This is a genomic window from Allobaculum stercoricanis DSM 13633 (genome assembly GCF_000384195.1).
Lineage (GTDB): Bacteria > Bacillota_I > Bacilli_A > Erysipelotrichales > Erysipelotrichaceae > Allobaculum > Allobaculum stercoricanis.
In genome coordinates this window covers 789553-808026 of the sequence record NZ_KB913034.1, presented here as the reverse complement: position 1 = coordinate 808026, position 18474 = coordinate 789553, and the positions used below count along the sequence as shown (strand labels likewise).

The window sequence follows — 18474 nt, the reverse complement described above, 5'->3', positions numbered from 1 at the left end:
GGATTTTTCCAGATTTACAGATTACTGGTTTGTTATTTCAAAGCGGAACGCTCTGTAAAACCATTAGGGCCTTCAGTCGATGACTTACTATGCCCTCAGCTGACTTCTCGCGACAAACCTTATTTCGACCGAACCCGTATTCTTGGGCCACCGATTGCTGATTTTAAAGCATCTCGGAATATCGTCCGCGAGATCTCTCGGGGTAAGACACACATCTTTCACTGCACAACCTCCTGATTTACCGTCTTGGCGTTACGTTTGTCTTTTGGGCTTTGGTTTGTTATGCAACCTTACCCGCCATTTGGCCTTATATCAGGTTTCTGTTCGTAGGCTCGACAGATTTGCTACACCGCTTCCTTCACCCCGGCCTCACGGCCTTCGGCTTGCGGTTTGCTACACTTGGCGACAAATACCCGTGGTCGGACTTTCACCGACAAGATGTGCGCCATGCCCGACACACACAAAAAAAGCAGTAAATCTTTTTCAAGACTTACTGCTTTCGCTGGCCGCGTCGGTGGCGGCTGGTATTCAGTTTTTATGACTTGTCCGGTGGTTCGTCAAGCCGGAACTTGAATTGACAGTCAATTAACCGCTGCTTTACATAGTCCTCCACCTCGGCGTTGACCTGCCCGTTCACTTTTGAGAAATAGCGGATATATCCGGCGTAGTGGAGCAGGACAGCGTTCACGGCTTCTGGGTCGCCCTCACGGGCTTTGAGGATTGTTTCATAGGGGAGAAGTCTACTCATACCGGCTCACCCCCATTTCTTCGCGTAGCCGCTGCAAGGCAAGCTGGATATGCCGCCCCGCTGTGCTGCGTGACCGGCCAATACACGCGCCGATCACGCGCTGCGGCTGGCGCAGAAAGTAATAGCGCAGGATTTCTTCCCGCGTCTGCTCCGGCAAAACAGAGATCGCGTCGGCAAGGGCGGCGTTGCAGAGCAGGACGGTCTGACCGCAGACGGTAAATGGGTATTCCTCGTCCGGCTCCGACGCGGCAAACTGGACAAACTTCTCGTTCATCAGATAGTCAAGGGAAACTTGCCGTTCCCATTGCCGTTTAAGCTTCAAAATCTTGTCCAAGGCGGCACAGCGGATAACAGTCTTGCAAAAGGCGTTGTACCTGCGCTGGATATATTCTTGATAGGCTATCTGGTCGGTCATGGAAATTCCCCTTTCTGAATAATAGTGCGGGGCGGTGGCACTTCTTGCTGTCGCCCCTTGATTGCCTACCAGCAAAGGCGGGCGGGGCTGTCAACGGCTGCGCATATGCGCCGTTCATCTTGACCGTTGACTGGCTCGGCTGGGTTTGCTATTTACCCGACAAACTTGAATTTATTTTAAGCTATCACGTTTTACCTTCTTAAGCCTTACTATCATTACCATAGGAATTTCTTTGTTGGTTTTAAAACATTCTTCATAAAATCCATCAATGACAAATCCAGCTCTAAAACAAAGGTTAAAAATATCTTGTATGGAACGATGATAATAAATCTGCTCTTTCGGTTGCCCTTCAATCGCTATATCATAGTAACTGTGCGGTGTCATATATTTTTCAGTCAACGTGACAAAACAAGGGTGTTGCGTTGCAAAGACAAAAATTCCGCTTTCCTGCAACAGTTCATAAACAGCCATAAGAAGTGGTTCAATATCCGTAATATCCATAATTGCCATATTAGAAACTGCTTTCGTAAAGGCTCGATTTCTTTTTAATTCTAATATACTTTTTCTATCGGTCGCATCCGCCACACAAAATTCAATTTGTTTTGCATATTGTGATTGCCGTCTTTTAGCCAATTCTATCATTTTTTTGCTGTAATCAAAAGCGACAACCGAAGCGCCTCTTTGTGCAAGATACGAAGAATAATTTCCATTGCCACACGCAATATCCAAAATGTAATCCGCAGGATTAGGAGATAGAAGTTCCGTTACTTTGGGACGCACTACCTCTCTGTGAAATTCATTAGATTCGTCACCCATTGCATTATCCCAAAATTGTGCGTTCTCCTCCCAGATTTTTTTACTTTCCTCTGTTCCCATGTTCTCTCCCACTCCCCAAATTTGCTTTTTTGCTTCCATTAAATCTTCCTTACTATATTCCATTGTTACCCTCCATAACTTCTGATTGTTGCCGTCTTGACGATTATGTATCTTTACATTACCTTCTGAAACATATGGCGCACCTTGTCCAGGCGGCTGTTTGGACGGCGGGGCTGGATGACCGGCTGACCGACAGCGGCCTGATATCCTTTCAGCTCTGTAAGGCATACGCTCCGCCCGTTGGTGTAAAAGGCCAGATCAGTACGGTATGCCTGTATACAGCGGGCGGGAATCTCGCCAGTAAAGACAACTTCATCCTTTTTTACCTGGGCCGTTTCGATGGTGGCACAGTATTTCGGTGCATCATGATAAGCCCTGGAAAGGTATTCCTGGGGCGCATAGAGGATGAAGGAGAGATAAGGTTCCAGCAGCTGCGTCCCCGATTCCTTCAATGCCTGTTCCAATACAATCGGGGCCAATGAGCGGAAGTCCGCCGGCGTGCTGACCGGACTGTAATAAAGCCCGTATTCAAAGCAAATCTTACAGTCCGTTACGTTCCAGCCGAACAAGCCCTGCTCCAGCCCGTAACGGATACCATCCCTGACAGCGTTTTGAAAACTCTGGTTCAAGTATCCCAGCGAAACCCGGCTCTCGTATTGTACACCGGAGCCAAGCGAGAGTGGTGTAACAGACAGTCCTATGGATGCCCAAAACGGGTTGGGCGGCACCTCGATATGGATGGTGTGGCTGGCTGCTTTGAGCGGCCGCTCCATATAAATGACGGAGGGTTCCTTTACCACTGTTTCAAGCTTGTATTTTTCCGACAGCAAAGCGGAAACAACCTCCAACTGCACCCGGCCCAAAAAAGAAAGAATGATCTCATGGGTGATGGAATCCACTTCGCAACGCAAAAGCGGGTCAGTATCCGCAAGTTGCGTAAGAGCGTCCAGCAGCCGTTCTCTTTGCGCTGCCGTTTTCGGCGCAATCGTCGTCCGCAGCATGGGGAGGGGGTCCTCGCGCCACCTTTTACGAGGGAGCCGGGTTTGGTCCCCTAATACATCGTTTAACCTCACGCTGTCGCTGGGAAGGATAACAATTTCACCCTGATAAGCGGTGTCTGTCCGAACAATTTCCCCTTTGGATGGAATACGCATCTCTGTGATTTTCAGCTTTTCTCTCCCGGCCAGGGCCACCGTATCCCGCAGGCGCAGCGTTCCGCTGTATAACCGTAGATAGACACGCCGCTGGCCGCAATCGGTGTACTCAACCTTGAAAACGCTGCCGCATAGGGCGGCGCCCCCCTGTTCCCCAATCGGTTGGAACAGCCCTGTCACCGCATCCATCAACGGTTGAATGCCAAGGCCATTTTTGGCGCTGCCATGATAGACTGGGAACAGGGAGGCGTCTTGAACCCGCTGCTGTTCCTCCCGCGCAAGTTTTTCCCGGCTGATTGGTTCTCCTGCGATATACTTTTCCAATAATTCATCGTTATTTTCGATGACCGCATCCCATGCTTCTATGTCGGTATTTTCCTCCAGGACTATTTCCGGGGACAGCGACACCGTCTGCTTGATGATAATATCGGCGGAGAGCTTATCCCGAACAGACTGAACCACGCTCTGCAAATCAACGCCAGCCTGGTCGATCTTGTTGATAAAGATAACGGTGGGAATGTTCATTTTCCGCAGGGCATGGAACAGAATACGGGTCTGGGCCTGCACGCCATCTTTAGCGGAGATCACCAAGATGGCCCCATCTAAAACAGCCAAAGAGCGGTACACCTCCGCCAAAAAATCCATGTGGCCGGGCGTATCCACAATGTTAACTTTACATCTGTGCCACTGGAAGGAAGTGACTGCCGCTTGAATGGTAATCCCACGCTGCCGCTCCAAAAACATGGTATCCGTCCTCGTTGTCCCTTTTTCGACGCTCCCCGGTTCTGAAATGGCTCCGCTGGCATATAGCAGGCTCTCCGTCAAGGTCGTCTTTCCAGCGTCTACATGGGCAAGAATTCCAATATTGATTATTTTCATGTGATTGTCCTCCCTTTACAGCCCCAAAGGGCATAAAAATCCCCAGCAGTAAAATACTTTTACCACTGGGGATTATAAGTTGCGGACATACACATATACAGCATACACCTGTTTGTGATTGCTGTTTTTGGGGATATGTCAAAATTGATAAGGCAAAAGTATTCTTAAATTGGGTACAAAAAACTAAGCCCCTACAAAAGGAGCTATCATAATCCTTTGTTCCCACTATTTGATTATAGTTTTATTTAAGAATACCTTGCCGCATATTTTTTACTCCATTTCTGGATTAAATCATTGTATCACATCAGTTTTAGGAAAGCAAGTACCTAAAAGAATTTTTTCTTCCCCTTATATGTAACAATCATACCGGCTTCCTAGCGTTCAGAATGTTTTCTGCTGTCTGCTGTGGTGTTTGGTTGGAATTGTCCAACCAAAAGCCGATCCGTGGTGTTGTCTGCATTTTACTAAATACAAATTCAATGTATACAGAAAGATATAAGGAGTGGGAGGGATTCCGCCGTAGTTGGCATTGTAGGAAAATCCAAAAGTTTAGATTTTCCCACAATGCTTATCTTTTGGTCTTTGGTTCGGAATAGTGTAGTGCTGGCGGTCTATCTCTTGTTTTCGGTTGCTTGCTTCCTTACCGTACATGAGCATTGTTTCAAGGATTATAATGTAAATATATTCAAACGTGATTCTAATGAAGGAAAAGTATATGAAGAAATACATTCTGACAACAGAAGAGAAGTAGCAGTGGATGCAGGAATACTAATTTGCGCCGCGCGGAATGGCTTTCCTCGAACCTGGAGTCGGTCCAGATAGTCCAAAAAGTTGCTTCGTATAACGTCGCAAAAAGCTTTTATCAAACCCATCCAGATGTTTTTAATTTGAAGCGAGTATCTGAGGTTACGGGTATTGAGATTGATGAAGTAAATCTCGCCTTCAAAGGATGTATGATGATCGCATTCTAATGTTCTTCTTGTTGGATATTGGTCGAGATCCTCAAAAAATTACCCGCTAAAAAAATCCTAAGAACACCAAAGCACAGAGGGTAACTCCGTCTTGTTTTTTGATCATTTTAATAAAAATGTAATGAACAAAAGAACACTAGTTATAGTTTGTGGTTTGATTTTCTTGCTCAATCCAAAAACTTGGATTTTTTGAATTTTACTCGCTGTAATGGGCACAAAATTAAGGAAGGTCAATAAAATAAAAAACAAAAAGAGCTTATCATCAGCAGAAAAGATCAACGTCGTGGCAAGCGTAATCAATCTAATCACTGCTCTGATAATGCTCTATATAGCTTTAGGGGCGAGCCCCCTTGCTATTTTTTACTATATTTCATCTATTTGGATTATGCAAACGTTAAGAATCGTTGTTATTTCTTTATCCTCAACCGCTATTGTGCTTTCAAGTTACAACATCTTTAGAATTATTTATTCATCCCTCATCAAACAAGAAAAATGCAATACCAAGAAAAGCTAAAGATGGCAACCATTCGATCAAAACGCTTATATTGAGCAATGGAAAAAATGACCTGCTTAGCAGTGCGCTATAAAAAAGAATTCACTCAAGACTTTAAAGACGCGTTAAAAAATTAGACCTTAAGCAATCGGATGTATTCAGCAATGCAACGCAAGCAGTGATTGATCAAGCTAATAAACAGGAATAAAGCAAAGAATTACATTGATCCATTGATTAAGTGCATTAATTTAACAAATAAATTATCACCAAGAACGAAAAGTATTCTACGGAACTTGTACATATGAAAAGGTCTCTAGCTGGAGACATTTTTATGTTGCTTCCTTATTCAGTTTATTTTGCAATATTAAAGGACAAGCTCATGCCTGTCCTTTATCTTTTGCTTAATCAATAATTTCTTGCATTGTTTGACGGATCACATTTGAATTCTTTAATTCTAGCTTTATAGAAGACGCGAACGTTTTTAATATTCGCCTTATTCACTTTTTGGAAAAATGCAATTTCATCCTATCAACTATTTGAATAGAACGAGGATTGCTAAGATGATCCCCGCAATATAAAAGGCAATCTCAAAAAGGTCTTTATACAATTGTTTCATACTGTTAGCTCCTTAAATATGTTAGTGCTTATTTTTATAAAAAATAATATTTATACTTTGCTATAGTAAAGATAGACAAAAGAGGTAAAAAGAGTAAGTAACTAAGAAATCAACGAGTACTTCACGAAGCTTGAGGCACAAGCTAAATGGATGACCGCTATATCGAGCTTAATCGATACAATCGCTGGAATCATCCTTCTTCATCGCTAAGATAAAGGGACAATGCCCCTCCCTACTTTATATGTTACTCACTCTAATCAAACTATGACACAACAACATGTAATTGTCATGTCCGTATTGCTATTTCTATGCGGATGCATCTTATTTTCCGATGGATTAAAAGAACTAAAACACGCAACAAAGGAGTTAAGAAAAATCTATGGCAAACGCGCAAACAAAAGCAACTAAAAAGTATCAAGCAAAGATGGGGATTATCCGTAAAAGTTTCACTACTCATCAAACAACAGCTGACCAATTCAAAAAAGCTTGTGAGATCGCTGGTGTATCTCAAAACGCTGCAGTAAATGAATTCATGAAAGAATTCATTGCTAAATATTTACCAGAAGAAAAAGTCGATGGGTAGTCGGCTTTTTTTGTTGTATTGATAATACAACTTTAGAAATCTATCCTCCCTGCTAAGTAGTGTTCCTCTAATGATCCCTATACAATAAAAAGTTTACTTCATGTTTATCTAACTAAAAAAACTGCCTCATATCAAGGCAGTTTTTCTTTGTCCAGCGGCTTCCTATTTTCGCATTCACTATCGTCGGCGCTAGATGGCTTAACTTCTGAGTTCGAAATGGGATCAGGTGTGACCCATCCGCTATCGCCACTGTACTATTGAATTGTTCCATCGATCTTTCAAAAACGAAGACCAGTATTTACATAACTGTTACAGTTACCTTTTTTCTTATACTCTCGAATCTTAGATGAAGCTTTCGACCGATTAGTACTGGTCAACTCCATGAATCACTTCACTTCCATTCCCAGCCTATCACCTTATCGTCTTTAAGGGGTCTTATTTACCGCAGATCTTATCTTGGGGTTGGTTTCGCACTTAGATGCTTTCAGCGCTTATCCATTCCCTACTTAGCTACCCGGCTATGCCATTGGCATGACAACCGATGCACCAGTGGTAGGTCCATCCCGGTCCTCTCGTACTAAGGACAGCTCCCCTCAGATCTCCTTCGCCCACAACAGATAGGGACCGAACTGTCTCACGACGTTCTGAACCCAGCTCGCGTACCGCTTTAATGGGCGGACAGCCCAACCCTTGGAACCGAATCCAGCTCCAGGATGCGATGAGCCGACATCGAGGTGCCAAACCCCGCCGTCGATGTGAACTCTTGGGCGGGATCAGCCTGTTATCCCCAGGGTAGCTTTTATCCGTTGAGCGACGGCCCTTCCATTCGGCACCGCCGGATCACTAATCCCGACTTTCGTCCCTGCTCCACTTGTCGGTGTCGCAGTCAAGCGCGCTTCTGCATTTACACTCTTTGTCTGGTTTCCATCCAGACTGAACGCACCTTTGGGCGCCTCCGTTACTCTTTAGGAGGCGACCGCCCCAGTCAAACTGCCCACCTGGCACTGTCTGTGACTTTCGTCTACGTTAGGGGTTCAAATCATCAAGGGCGGTATCCCAACGGCGGCTCCTTAGAAACTAGCGTTCCTATCTCTTTGCCTCCCGCCTATCCTGTACATGATCATCCAAAACCCAATACCAGGCTGCAGTAAAGCTCCATGGGGTCTTTCCGTCTAGTTGCGGGTAACCTGCATTTTCACAGGTACTAAGATTTCACCGAGTCTGCTGCCGAGACAGCGCCCAAATCGTTTCACCTTTCGTGCGGGTCAGAACTTACCTGACAAGGAATTTCGCTACCTTAGGACCGTTATAGTTACGGCCGCCGTTCACTGGGGCTTCGGACCACTGCTTTGTCTTGCGACGAACAGATCCCCTTAACCTTCCAGCACCGGGCAGGTGTCACCCCATATACTTCGCCTTACGGCTTTGCATAGAGCTGTGTTTTAGTTAAACAGTCGCTTGGGCCTTTTCACTGCGGCTCTCTCGAGCGCCCCTTCTTGCGAACGTACGGGGCCATTTTGCCGAGTTCCTTGGCAACAGTTCTCTCGCTCACCTTCGTATTCTCTACGTGCCCACCTGTGTCGGTTTTGGTACGGGCCGCAATAAAGTTAACGCTAGAAGCTTTTCTTGAAAGCCGCTCCATGTGCTTCACTACTTTCCGAAGATTTCGTTTACCGTTCACGCTCTGTACATATTGATCCGGATTTGCCTAGATCTGTACTGCTTCGCTTCGCCCCCAATCCATTAAGGGGGTCACACTTCCCGTCTTTGTCACTCCATCGCCTTTATCACGGGTACAGGAATCTTCGCCTGTTTTCCATCTGCTTCGCCTCTCGGCTATGCATTAGGTCCCGACTAACCCAGGGCGGACGAACCTTCCCCTGGAATCCTTGGGCTTTCGGTGTGCAGGATTCCCACCTGCATCTCGCTACTCACACCGGCATTCTCACTTCCATATCCTCCACAGACTCTCACGATCCTGCTTCGATGAATATGCAACGCTCCCCTACCACTTAATATCTAATTAAATCCGCGGCTTCGGCAGATGACTTAGCCCCGGTACATTTTCGGCGCAGAGCCACTCGACTAGTGAGCTATTACGCACTCTTTCAAGGATGGCTGCTTCTAAGCCAACCTCCTAGTTGTCCGTGCATCTCCACATCCTTTTCCACTGAGTCATCATTTTGGGGCCTTAGCCGGCGGTCTGGGCTGTTTCCCTCTTGAGCATGGACCTTATCACCCACGCTCTGACTGCCAACTATTGACTGACGGCATTCGCAGTTTGATTCCATTCAGTACCCCGGGATGGGGCCATCATGAATTCAGTGCTCTACCTCCGCCAGCTTTCCATTAACGCTAGCCCTAAAGCTATTTCGGGGAGAACCAGCTATCTCCGAGTTCGATTGGAATTTCTCCGCTAGCCACAGGTCATCCGCTAACTTTTCAACGGTAGTCGGTTCGGTCCTCCACAAAGTTTCACCTTTGCTTCAACCTGCCCATGGCTAGATCACCCGGTTTCGGGTCTACTTCTGTCTACTCTATTCGCCCTATTCAGACTCGCTTTCGCTTCGGCTTCGCATTTTCCTGCTTAACCTCGCATCCAAAAGTAACTCGCCGGTTCATTCTACAAAAGGCACGCCATCACCCTTTGACGGGCTCTGACTTCTTGTAGGCATACGGTTTCAGGTTCTCTTTCACTCCGCTTGCGCGGTTCTTTTCACCTTTCCCTCACGGTACTTCTTCACTATCGCTCACTCTTACTTATTTAGCCTTGGCGGATGGTCCCGCCTGCTTCCGACAAGATTTCTCGTGTCTCGTCGTACTCAGGAGACGCTAACGACTCAGTTCGCTTACCTATACGGGAATTTCACCCTCTTTGTCTGTGCTTTCCATCACATTCTAGTTCACTTACCTTTTGTATCTCGCGTTCCTACAACCCCGTATTTCTACGGTTTGGGCTCTTTCCCTTTCGCTCGCCGCTACTCGGAAAATCACTTTTGTTTTCTTTTCCTCCAGCTACTTAGATGTTTCAGTTCACCGGGTTGTTCTCCATACAAGTATGGATGACTGGACTTGACTCCAGCCGGGTTCCCCCATTCGGATATTCATGGATCGGCGCTTTTTTGACAGCTCCCCATGACTTTTCGCAGTCTAATACGTCCTTCTTCATTCAAGAGTGGCAAGGCATCCTCCGTACGCCCTTCCTTGCTTGATCTAATTTCAAAATATGCTTGTTTCGAGATTGTTTTTTACACTATAAGAACTGTTTACTGTTTTTCTGACTTGGTTTATCTTTTCTGATTACCTTCGTAATGTTTTCTACAACTTACGTCAGACCTTCTGTTATGTCTTATACTGATCATTCGTTTTTCAAAGATCGATGGTTGATGATCAAGGTCTCCCTCTCTCACCTTGGAAGATCGCTCTTCCAAAACTCAATGACAAACTCACTTAACTCTTCCCTTGTACTTTCTCCTTAGAAAGGAGGTGATCCATCCCCACGTTCCCGTAGGGATACCTTGTTACGACTTAACCCCAGTCATCGGTCCCGCCTTCGACGATTCACTCCCTTACGGGTTATGCCATCGGCTTCGGGCGTTACCGGCTTCCATGGTTTGACGGGCGGTGTGTACAAGGCCCGGGAACGTATTCACCGCGGCATGCTGATCCGCGATTACTAGCGATTCCAACTTCATGAAGTCGAGTTGCAGACTTCAATCCGAACTGGGACATCTTTTCTCGGATTGGCTTGCCTTCACAGGTTCGCTTCCGTCTGTAGATGCCATTGTAGTACGTGTGTAGCCCAGGCCATAAGGGGCATGATGATTTGACGTCATCCCCGCCTTCCTCCGGTTTGTCACCGGCAGTCTGATGTGAGTCCTCAACTGAATGGTAGTAACACATCACGAGGGTTGCGCTCGTTGCCAGACTTAACTGAACATCTCACGACACGAGCTGACGACAACCATGCACCACCTGTCACCGAGATAACCTCTAACATATCTCTATGTCTTTGCTCGGGATGTCAAGGCCTGGTAAGGTTCTTCGCGTTGCTTCGAATTAAACCACATACTCCACCGCTTGTGCGGGCCCCCGTCAATTCCTTTGAGTTTCACACTTGCGTGCATACTCCCCAGGCGGAGGAGTCATTGCGTTAGCTTCGGCACCGAGGTACTACCCCCGACACCTGCTCCTCATCGTTTAGGGCGTGGACTACTAGGGTATCTAATCCTATTTGCTCCCCACGCTTTCGTGCCTGAGCGTCAGTTACAGGCCAGGCGGCCGCCTTCGCCACTGGTGTTCTTCCACATCTCTACGCATTTTACCGCTACACGTGGAGTTCCACCGCCCTCTCCTGTCCTCGAGCATACCAGTTTCCAAAGCCTGTACAGGTTGAGCCCGTACCTTTCACTTCAGACTTGATATGCCGCCTGCGCACCCTTTACGCCCAATCATTCCGGATAACGCTCGCCACCTACGTATTACCGCGGCTGCTGGCACGTAGTTAGCCGTGACTTTCTGGCGAGGTACCATCAAAAGAGAATCATTCCCTCTTCTCTTCCTTTTTCCCTCGCAACAGAGCTTTACGATCCGAAGACCTTCTTCACCCACGCGGCATTGCTCGTTCAGGCTTGCGCCCATTGACGAAAATTCCCTACTGCTGCCTCCCGTAGGAGTCTGGGCCGTGTCTCAGTCCCAGTGTGGCCGATCGCCCTCTCAGGCCGGCTATGCATCATCGCCTTGGTGAGCTGTTACCTCACCAACTAGCTAATGCACCGCAGATCCATCCATCCCCTAAGCCAAAGCTTATTTCAAAAATTTAAGATGCCTTAAATCTTCCTATGGGGTTTTAGACTTCGTTTCCAAAGCGTATCCCCCGGGTATGGGCAGGTTATCTACGTGTTACTCACCCGTTCGCCACTAGCTACCGAAGTAGCTCGTTCGACTTGCATGTATTAGGCATGCCGCCAGCGTTCATCCTGAGCCAGGATCAAACTCTCCATTTGATATTGACTCAAACGCATTTGCGTTTATTTATTTCGTGAAATGATATATTGAAGTATATTAAGTGTTTTTGTTCAGAATCGACGTTGTATAATTTTTATCGAATTTGAATTGTCTGTCATTGAGTTTTCAAAGAGCCATCTGTTTGTGAACTCGTTTGCCTCGTTCACAACGCTCGTTAATAATACGTTTTGCAAATCCGAAAGTCAACCATAATTTTACTTTTTTCTCACAAAATTCGCATTTTCTTTTTTGATCGCAAAACACTGTCCTTTAAATGGCGTTATTATCTATTTTATTTCGTACTGTAATCGATTACAGCCGCATCCAATCATTTTATAGATTGAATATCTGTATGATCCATTCTTTTCTTTTTAAATTCTATTGATATACCCTTCACTTTATTCTCTTTATTTTTGTTTTTTTACTCTATCTTTTACTTTTCTTTACATCAAGCGACGTTACAATTGATCATATTTAATTTTCACCTGTTAAAGATATTCTTGATCTATATCTAGTCTTATTTATTTTTTTCGTCTTCTAAGATTCTTTCGATTTTCTTCCAACATTATTGTGAACTGAGTCTATTGCATCAATTCACTTTTAATCTAATCAACAATTCACATATTTTTCAAAGTTGGCACGTTGCCTCGTTGTGACCAATCCCTAATAATGGTATAGCATGGATCAATTCATCCATTTTGCTAGAAAGAGGTTAATATGATTAAAAAACTTGTGCTTATGCGTCATGGTCAAACTCTTTTTAACTTGCGTGGAAAATTCCAAGGCGTTGTTGATTCCCCCCTTACTCCCCTTGGCATACAGCAAGCAAAAACTGTAAAACCATTCCTTGATGACTTGCCATTTCAGTTCGATCACGCCTATTCATCTTCAAGTGAACGTGCATGTGATACTTTAGAAATTGTGACAAATCTTCCCTATATTCGTTTAAAAGGTTTAAAAGAATGGAATTTTGGCATTCTTGAAGGAGAACCTGAATACTTGCATCCACCTTTTGATCAATACGATGAATATTTCTCTACACATGATGGAGAAGGACGTATGGAAGTATTCAATCGAATCAACTCAACGCTATGTTCAATCATGGAGAAAGAAGACCATTGCAATGTAATTGCCGCTTCGCATGGTTTAGCGATGCGAGAATTCGTCACCTATTGGACAAAAGACAACCCTTCTTTAGTTCCTTCTCGTTTCGCAAACTGTATTATCTTTATTTTTGATTATGATACAGAAACAAAAACTTTTACATTAATTGATGTACATAACCCCTTTGCTTAAACTCCATCCATAAGCATCTATTTGCTCATTTATTTAATGTTTTGATTATGGGGGTAAGTACTTTTATGCCATTAAAGATGATTAGACAAGACATCACAAAAATGCATGTCGATGCAATTGTTAATGCTGCAAATTCATCATTACTTGGAGGCGGTGGAGTTGATGGATGTATACATCGAAAAGCCGGACCTCGATTATTAGCTGAATGTAAAACACTCGGTGGATGTTCAACTGGCTCAACCAAGGTCACGAAAGGATACAATCTGCCTTGTCAATATATCCTTCATACGGTTGGTCCTATTTGGATGGGCGGTCATGCTCATGAAGCAGAGTTGCTTGCCTCATGTTATCGGACATCTCTAGAACTCGCCCAAGAATATCATTGTCAATCTATCGCATTCCCTTTGATTTCTTCTGGTATTTATGGCTATCCTGTCGATCAAGCTTTCCAAATTGCGGTTGATACAATTCATGAATTTCTAAACCATCATGACATGATTGTCTATTTAGTGCTATTTGATGCTAGATCGATCCAAATTGTAGAACACATTTTGAATACAAAAATTCCAGATCCAACAGCTACTACGCGTTAGCGTTTTGATTGCACACAAAAACATCATTGCTATTTTGCTTTTAAAACAAGCAGGGATTTGAATCAATCATTTACCTGCTTGTTTTCTTTTCGTTTTTTTATTCTTTATTTGTTTTTAAATCATTTTCTCTACTTCTATCAAAGGCAATTTGTCAATTCTTTCATTCATATAAGATTCTTCTACTCGAAGTCTAGAATCGATCTATTTTCTCCTACAAATCTTTGCACATACTAAAAAAAGCAAGGAATTCCATTTCATCATGGAATGTCCTTGCTTATCAATGTTGTAATTAGTGGTTAGAAGAATCGATTTTGTCATCACGTACTAATACGTCATGAGCTCCACCTTCAGAAATGGATACAGAAGAAACAAGAGTAACTTTTGCATCTTTCTGGAAGTCAGGGATATTTAAGAATCCACAGTTGCACATTGTGTGTTTAATTTTAGAAATTGTTAAGTTTACGTTGTCAGATAAAGATCCAGCATATGGAACATAAGAGTCTACACCTTCAACGAAAGACATTTTCTTGTCTCCACCCATGTCATAACGTTGCCAGTTACGAGCACGTGCGGAACCTTCGCCCCAGTATTCTTTCATGTAAGAACCGTTGATTGTAACAATCTTACTTGGAGATTCTTTAAAGCGTGCAAAGTAGCGACCTAACATAACAAAGTCAGCACCAAACGCAAGAGCTAAAGTCATATGGTAGTCTTGAACGATACCACCATCGGAACATAATGGAATATATACTCCAGTTTCTTCATAGTAAGCATCACGAGCTTTTGCAACTTCGATCGTTGCTGTTGCTTGACCACGTCCGATACCTTTTTGTTCACGAGTGATACAGATGGATCCACCACCGATACCAATTTTAATGAAGTCAGCACCAGCGTCTGCTAAGAATCTAAATCCATCTTCATCAACAACGTTTCCTGCACCAACTTTTACAGTATCGCCGTATTTTTCACGAATCCATGCGATAGTTTCTGCTTGCCATACAGAATAACCTTCAGAAGAGTCAATAACTAATACGTCAGCACCTGCTTCAACTAAAGCTGGTACACGGTCTTTGTAGTCACGAGAGTTAATACCCGCACCTACTAAATAACGTTTGTGATCATCAAGTACTTCATTTGGGTTTTCTTTATGTTGTTCGTAGTCTTTACGGAATACGAATGCTTTTAAATGACGATCTTCGTCAACGATTGGTAACTGGTTCAATTTTTTGTCCCAGATAATATCGTTTGCTTCACTTAAAGTGATTCCTTCTTTTCCAACAACAAGTTTGTCATATGGAGTCATGACATCTTTAACTTTTGTGTTGTCTAAATCTACGCGAGATTCACGGAAGTCACGGGATGTGATTAATCCAACAAGGATACCGTCTTGTTTTCCGTTATCAGTAACTGCCATTGTGGAATGTCCAGTCTGTTGGCGTAAATTTACAACATCACGTAATGTTGCTTCTGGGGATACATTAGAGTCACTTCCAGTAAACCCAGCTTTTGTTGCTTTAACTTGGCGAATCATTGCTGCTTCGCTTTCGATAGATTGGCTACCGTAAATGAAAGAAATACCACCTTCACGCGCTAATGCAACTGCAAGTTCTGGTCCAGATACGGACTGCATAACTGCAGATGTTAAAGGGATATTTAATTCAATTGGTGATTTTTCACCTTTTTTAAACTTAACGAGTGGTGTCTTTAAGCTTACTTTATCTGGAGTATCTCCAGGTCCTGTATACCCTGGAATTAAGAGATATTCCGCGAACGTTCTAGATGGTTCCTGAAAAAATTTAGCCATTTCATTCCTCCATAATTTGTAAGTGTTTTTATTAATTTTTTCTTATTTTAACCATCTTAAAAATAGTGTCAAATAAGAATCATTAAGGTTGAAAAAGAAACTGTTTACATCATCATAAGTATCGAAACTTCAATGCCGAATTGAAGATAAATTGTCACAAAAACACAAAATGAACAATTTTGAAAAACGCCAAACAGATCAGCATGTTGTTTCATTTACTTACAACGGATATTTGCATTCACTCTTTTCCGTCTCAATTATACTCGAAAAAATCGTTTATTTTTGATTTTAAACTCTACTTGAATTTAACAGCAGTTCCATAAGCCATCACTTCAGCTGCTCCTTGCATTACAGCTGCTGATGCATAGCGCACATTGACAATCGCATCTGCTCCTAGCCGTTGTGCATCTTCAACCATTCGGCTTGTCGCAATCTCTCTGGCTTCATTCATCATCTCATTGTAAGATTTTAGCTCACCGCCAATAATGGTTTTAAAACTTTGGCCAATATCTTTGCCGATATTTTTAGATTGAATCGTACTTCCTTTGACCAAACCGAGCATAACTAATTCTTTGCCACTAATATAATCTGTGTTAACTAAAAGCATCTCAGCTTCCTCCTTTTCTTCTTTGATTAGAAGAGTTGAACAACAATAACACTCAATGGTGGGATCTTAATCGAATTTGTGATTGGTGGATTTAATAAGTCAGAATCAAACAGTACTTTGGCATTTTGATTCAAGTTGTAGCTAAAGCATTGATCCGTCGGGTTGAAGAAAGAAACAAGAGACTCGTGCTCATCACGTGTGCGATACACTAAAACTTTATCTTCAATCGTTTCTGTCGACACATTCGTTAATATCTTTTCTGCCGTATTTAGACGGAACGATGAATGCTCACGACGAATTCTTGTTAGAGCTTTGAATTGTTCAACAACGACTTCGAAATCATTTCGGCGATGATAGTCGATCATATTGAAATAATCCGAACGGTTGTATGTGTTTCCTAAGTTATGTTTTGTTCGCCCAAATTCTTGTCCACAATGGATAAATGGCGTTCCTTGTGCAAGTAAAACCATTGCTAGGGAAAGAACTTGTTTTTTCATCCTTGACGAACGTGGTTCTTCAAAACAAATCACGCGATTTTTATCCCACATCGTGTGGTTATCATGACATTCCACATAGTTCACTGCTTTAAATGGTTGATCATATCTGTTTTCCGGAATTGAAGCTTTCATAACAATCGCTGCATCATAGATTCGTCCAACATTACCATTGGAATAACCGGCATGTTCTAATTGATCATTGCTGCCTCGAATAACTTCTCTGAAGCGATCAGAAAATTGTCCTACTAATGGCATTTTTGCTTGGTTATTTTGAGATGCCCGCAATTCTGGTGGAACAAAGCTTGGCATATCCCATCCTTCGCCATAAATCATAAAATCTTTTTTGACTGATTTTGCGTATTTCGCGATTTCATTCATGATGGTGTAATCTAATACACCCATTAAATCAAAACGGAATCCATCCACATCAAAAGCATCAATATACATTTTGATACTATCAACCAAATAACGCTCACTCATCTCTGGACGAGTATCAATATCGTTGCCACAGAAAGAACCATTTGAATAATGTCCTTGTGAATCCATTAAGAAATAATAATCAGGAACAAGCTGATCAAGCGCAAACTCTTCTCTTTTCCAAACATGGTTAAAGACTAAGTCGAGATTAACTTTCAATCCTGCTGCATGCAAGTCTTGTACCATTTTCACAAATTCGATAATTCGTACTTCTGGATCATACGGATTCGTACTATAAGATCCTTCTAAAGCTCGATAATGCATAGGATCATAACCCCAGTTATAGTAAAAATCAGGATGTTCTTCATCAATTGATCCAAAGTCAAAAACTGGCATAAGCTGAACATGTGTTATACCAAGTGATTTGATATAGGTTAAACCTGTATTGAATAAGCGAGTCGTTTCATTCTCTTCTGAAAAAGCTTCAAACGTTCTTGGATGTGTAAACCCGTTATTTTTTTGGGATGTCATATCACGAATCGAACATTCATAAATAATGGCATCTGTATCTTGCGCCATCGGTTGTGTTGGTATTTTTTTGGCGAGTTTTAAACGATCGAGCGAATTAACTTGGGATGTTTTTGTATTGACACCTGTAAAAGGATTATAAGGATCACAACAATCTTGAATTTTCCCATTCACTTTGAATCGATAATTATAAAACGTGTGTAAAAGATCTTCTTTTACACTCGCTTGCCATACCCCTTTTTCAAGGCGTTTCATCGGGATAATCCGATCTCCATTTTTTTCATGCAAAACGACTTCCATCCATACCGCAACTGGTGACCAAACTGTCCATGTTGTTTGTTTAGGGGTATAAGCACAACCAAGTTGAACAGATGCTTCAGGGATAAAATTGGTCGCAAATTCTTTTGTTTTCACGATATGTGAATACTGAACTGGGCAGTATTGAGCATGTTCTTCATACATTAAATAATCATGTCCTACTACAATTTCGCCATCTACCGTACAGGTATAGCGAATATAGTCCCCTAAATCATCTTTTGACTGAATCGATAAAGGAATGATGTTATTTTTTTCATCTTTTAGATGGAAGTTTTGAGATTGACCTTGGTAAAAGTCTTTAATCATGTAAATGTTCGCGATCGTATATGCATCGAGATAACATTCCAGACGTTCTTTCATGCGCATAAAGTATTTCTCCTAAGTCAAGAACAGCAAATAATCCCATTCTTGAGGTGATTGACGTTATCGTAATCAAATTGATTCATTAACTTGTAATTTCAAATGTGATTGAGCAATAAGTAAAGATTGAGATCTATTTTTGTTTTTCGAAAATCGATTCATTTTTAAAATGAGATTCTCTATTGAACTAGAAAAACAAGCTTCTCAAACCGGTTTGCCAACAGTAAAAAATGTTAAACAAATTTCTTGTCATCCGCAACAAATTCATGGCACTCATTTTTTACCTTTCACTCCACCCTATTTTCCTTTGAT

At 42.8% G+C, this 18474-nt stretch carries 10 protein-coding genes and 3 rRNA genes; 3 read left to right on the top strand and 10 right to left on the bottom strand.

The genetic code is table 11. The features are described 5' to 3' along the window. Positions 1 to 535: 535 nt before the first annotated feature. From ALLST_RS0103750 to tet(W), 4 genes are all read right to left on the bottom strand, one after another. Positions 536 to 748, bottom strand: coding sequence for a helix-turn-helix domain-containing protein (locus ALLST_RS0103750; protein WP_002586615.1), 213 nt, complete (start codon positions 746 to 748; stop codon positions 536 to 538). Further along, positions 741 to 1163 carry a sigma-70 RNA polymerase sigma factor region 4 domain-containing protein gene (locus ALLST_RS0103745; RefSeq protein ID WP_002586616.1) on the bottom strand — a complete coding sequence of 141 codons (423 nt, stop codon included), beginning with the start codon at positions 1161 to 1163 and terminating at the stop codon, positions 741 to 743. Before ALLST_RS0103745 ends, ALLST_RS0103750 begins: the two co-directional genes overlap by 8 nt. 171 nt (positions 1164 to 1334) lie before the next feature. Continuing rightward, positions 1335 to 2102, bottom strand: a complete 768-nt coding sequence (locus ALLST_RS0103740) for a class I SAM-dependent methyltransferase (protein ID WP_002586626.1) — start codon at positions 2100 to 2102, stop codon at positions 1335 to 1337. 50 nt (positions 2103 to 2152) lie between these two features. Continuing rightward, the gene (gene tet(W), locus ALLST_RS0103735) at positions 2153 to 4072 is read right to left on the bottom strand and encodes a tetracycline resistance ribosomal protection protein Tet(W) (protein ID WP_002586627.1); all 1920 of its coding nucleotides are present in this window, start codon (positions 4070 to 4072) and stop codon (positions 2153 to 2155) included. A gap of 2459 nt (positions 4073 to 6531) precedes the next feature. On the opposite strand from tet(W), the gene ALLST_RS0103725 reads away from it, so the two are divergent. Next, complete coding sequence (locus ALLST_RS0103725) at positions 6532 to 6735, top strand: hypothetical protein (RefSeq protein ID WP_019892725.1); 204 nt, start codon at positions 6532 to 6534, stop codon at positions 6733 to 6735. A 149-nt stretch (positions 6736 to 6884) separates the two neighbouring features. Here the strand turns inward: ALLST_RS0103725 and rrf are convergent. The 3 genes from rrf to ALLST_RS09985 all read right to left on the bottom strand — a co-directional run bounded on the left by rrf (position 6885) and on the right by ALLST_RS09985 (position 11741). Then, positions 6885 to 6989 (bottom strand): 5S ribosomal RNA (gene rrf, locus ALLST_RS0103720). 89 nt (positions 6990 to 7078) lie between these two features. Beyond that, a 23S ribosomal RNA gene (locus tag ALLST_RS0103715) occupies positions 7079 to 9949 on the bottom strand. 265 nt (positions 9950 to 10214) lie between these two features. Beyond that, positions 10215 to 11741, bottom strand: a 16S ribosomal RNA gene (locus ALLST_RS09985). Together the 16S, 23S and 5S rRNA genes form the textbook arrangement of a ribosomal RNA operon. Before the next feature lie 718 nt (positions 11742 to 12459). Here ALLST_RS09985 and ALLST_RS0103705 point away from each other — a divergent pair. Both ALLST_RS0103705 and ALLST_RS09980 read left to right on the top strand, forming a co-directional pair. Continuing rightward, on the top strand, positions 12460 to 13038 hold the full coding sequence (locus ALLST_RS0103705) for a histidine phosphatase family protein (RefSeq protein ID WP_019892724.1): 579 nt from the start codon (positions 12460 to 12462) through the stop codon (positions 13036 to 13038). 65 nt (positions 13039 to 13103) lie between these two features. Then, on the top strand, positions 13104 to 13631 hold the full coding sequence (locus ALLST_RS09980) for an O-acetyl-ADP-ribose deacetylase (protein ID WP_019892723.1): 528 nt from the start codon (positions 13104 to 13106) through the stop codon (positions 13629 to 13631). Positions 13632 to 13920: 289 nt separating this feature from the next. Here ALLST_RS09980 and ALLST_RS0103695 read toward each other — a convergent pair whose 3' ends face one another. The 3 genes from ALLST_RS0103695 to pulA form a co-directional block, all read right to left on the bottom strand. After that, positions 13921 to 15435: an IMP dehydrogenase gene (locus tag ALLST_RS0103695; protein WP_019892722.1), complete on the bottom strand. Its 1515-nt coding sequence runs from the start codon at positions 15433 to 15435 to the stop codon at positions 13921 to 13923. A gap of 295 nt (positions 15436 to 15730) precedes the next feature. After that, positions 15731 to 16042, bottom strand: coding sequence for a YbjQ family protein (locus tag ALLST_RS0103690; protein ID WP_019892720.1), 312 nt, complete (start codon positions 16040 to 16042; stop codon positions 15731 to 15733). A gap of 26 nt (positions 16043 to 16068) precedes the next feature. Next, a complete protein-coding gene (pulA, locus tag ALLST_RS0103685; protein WP_019892719.1) occupies positions 16069 to 18168 on the bottom strand; it encodes a type I pullulanase in 2100 nt (699 codons plus the stop codon). Positions 18169 to 18474 lie beyond the last annotated feature (306 nt).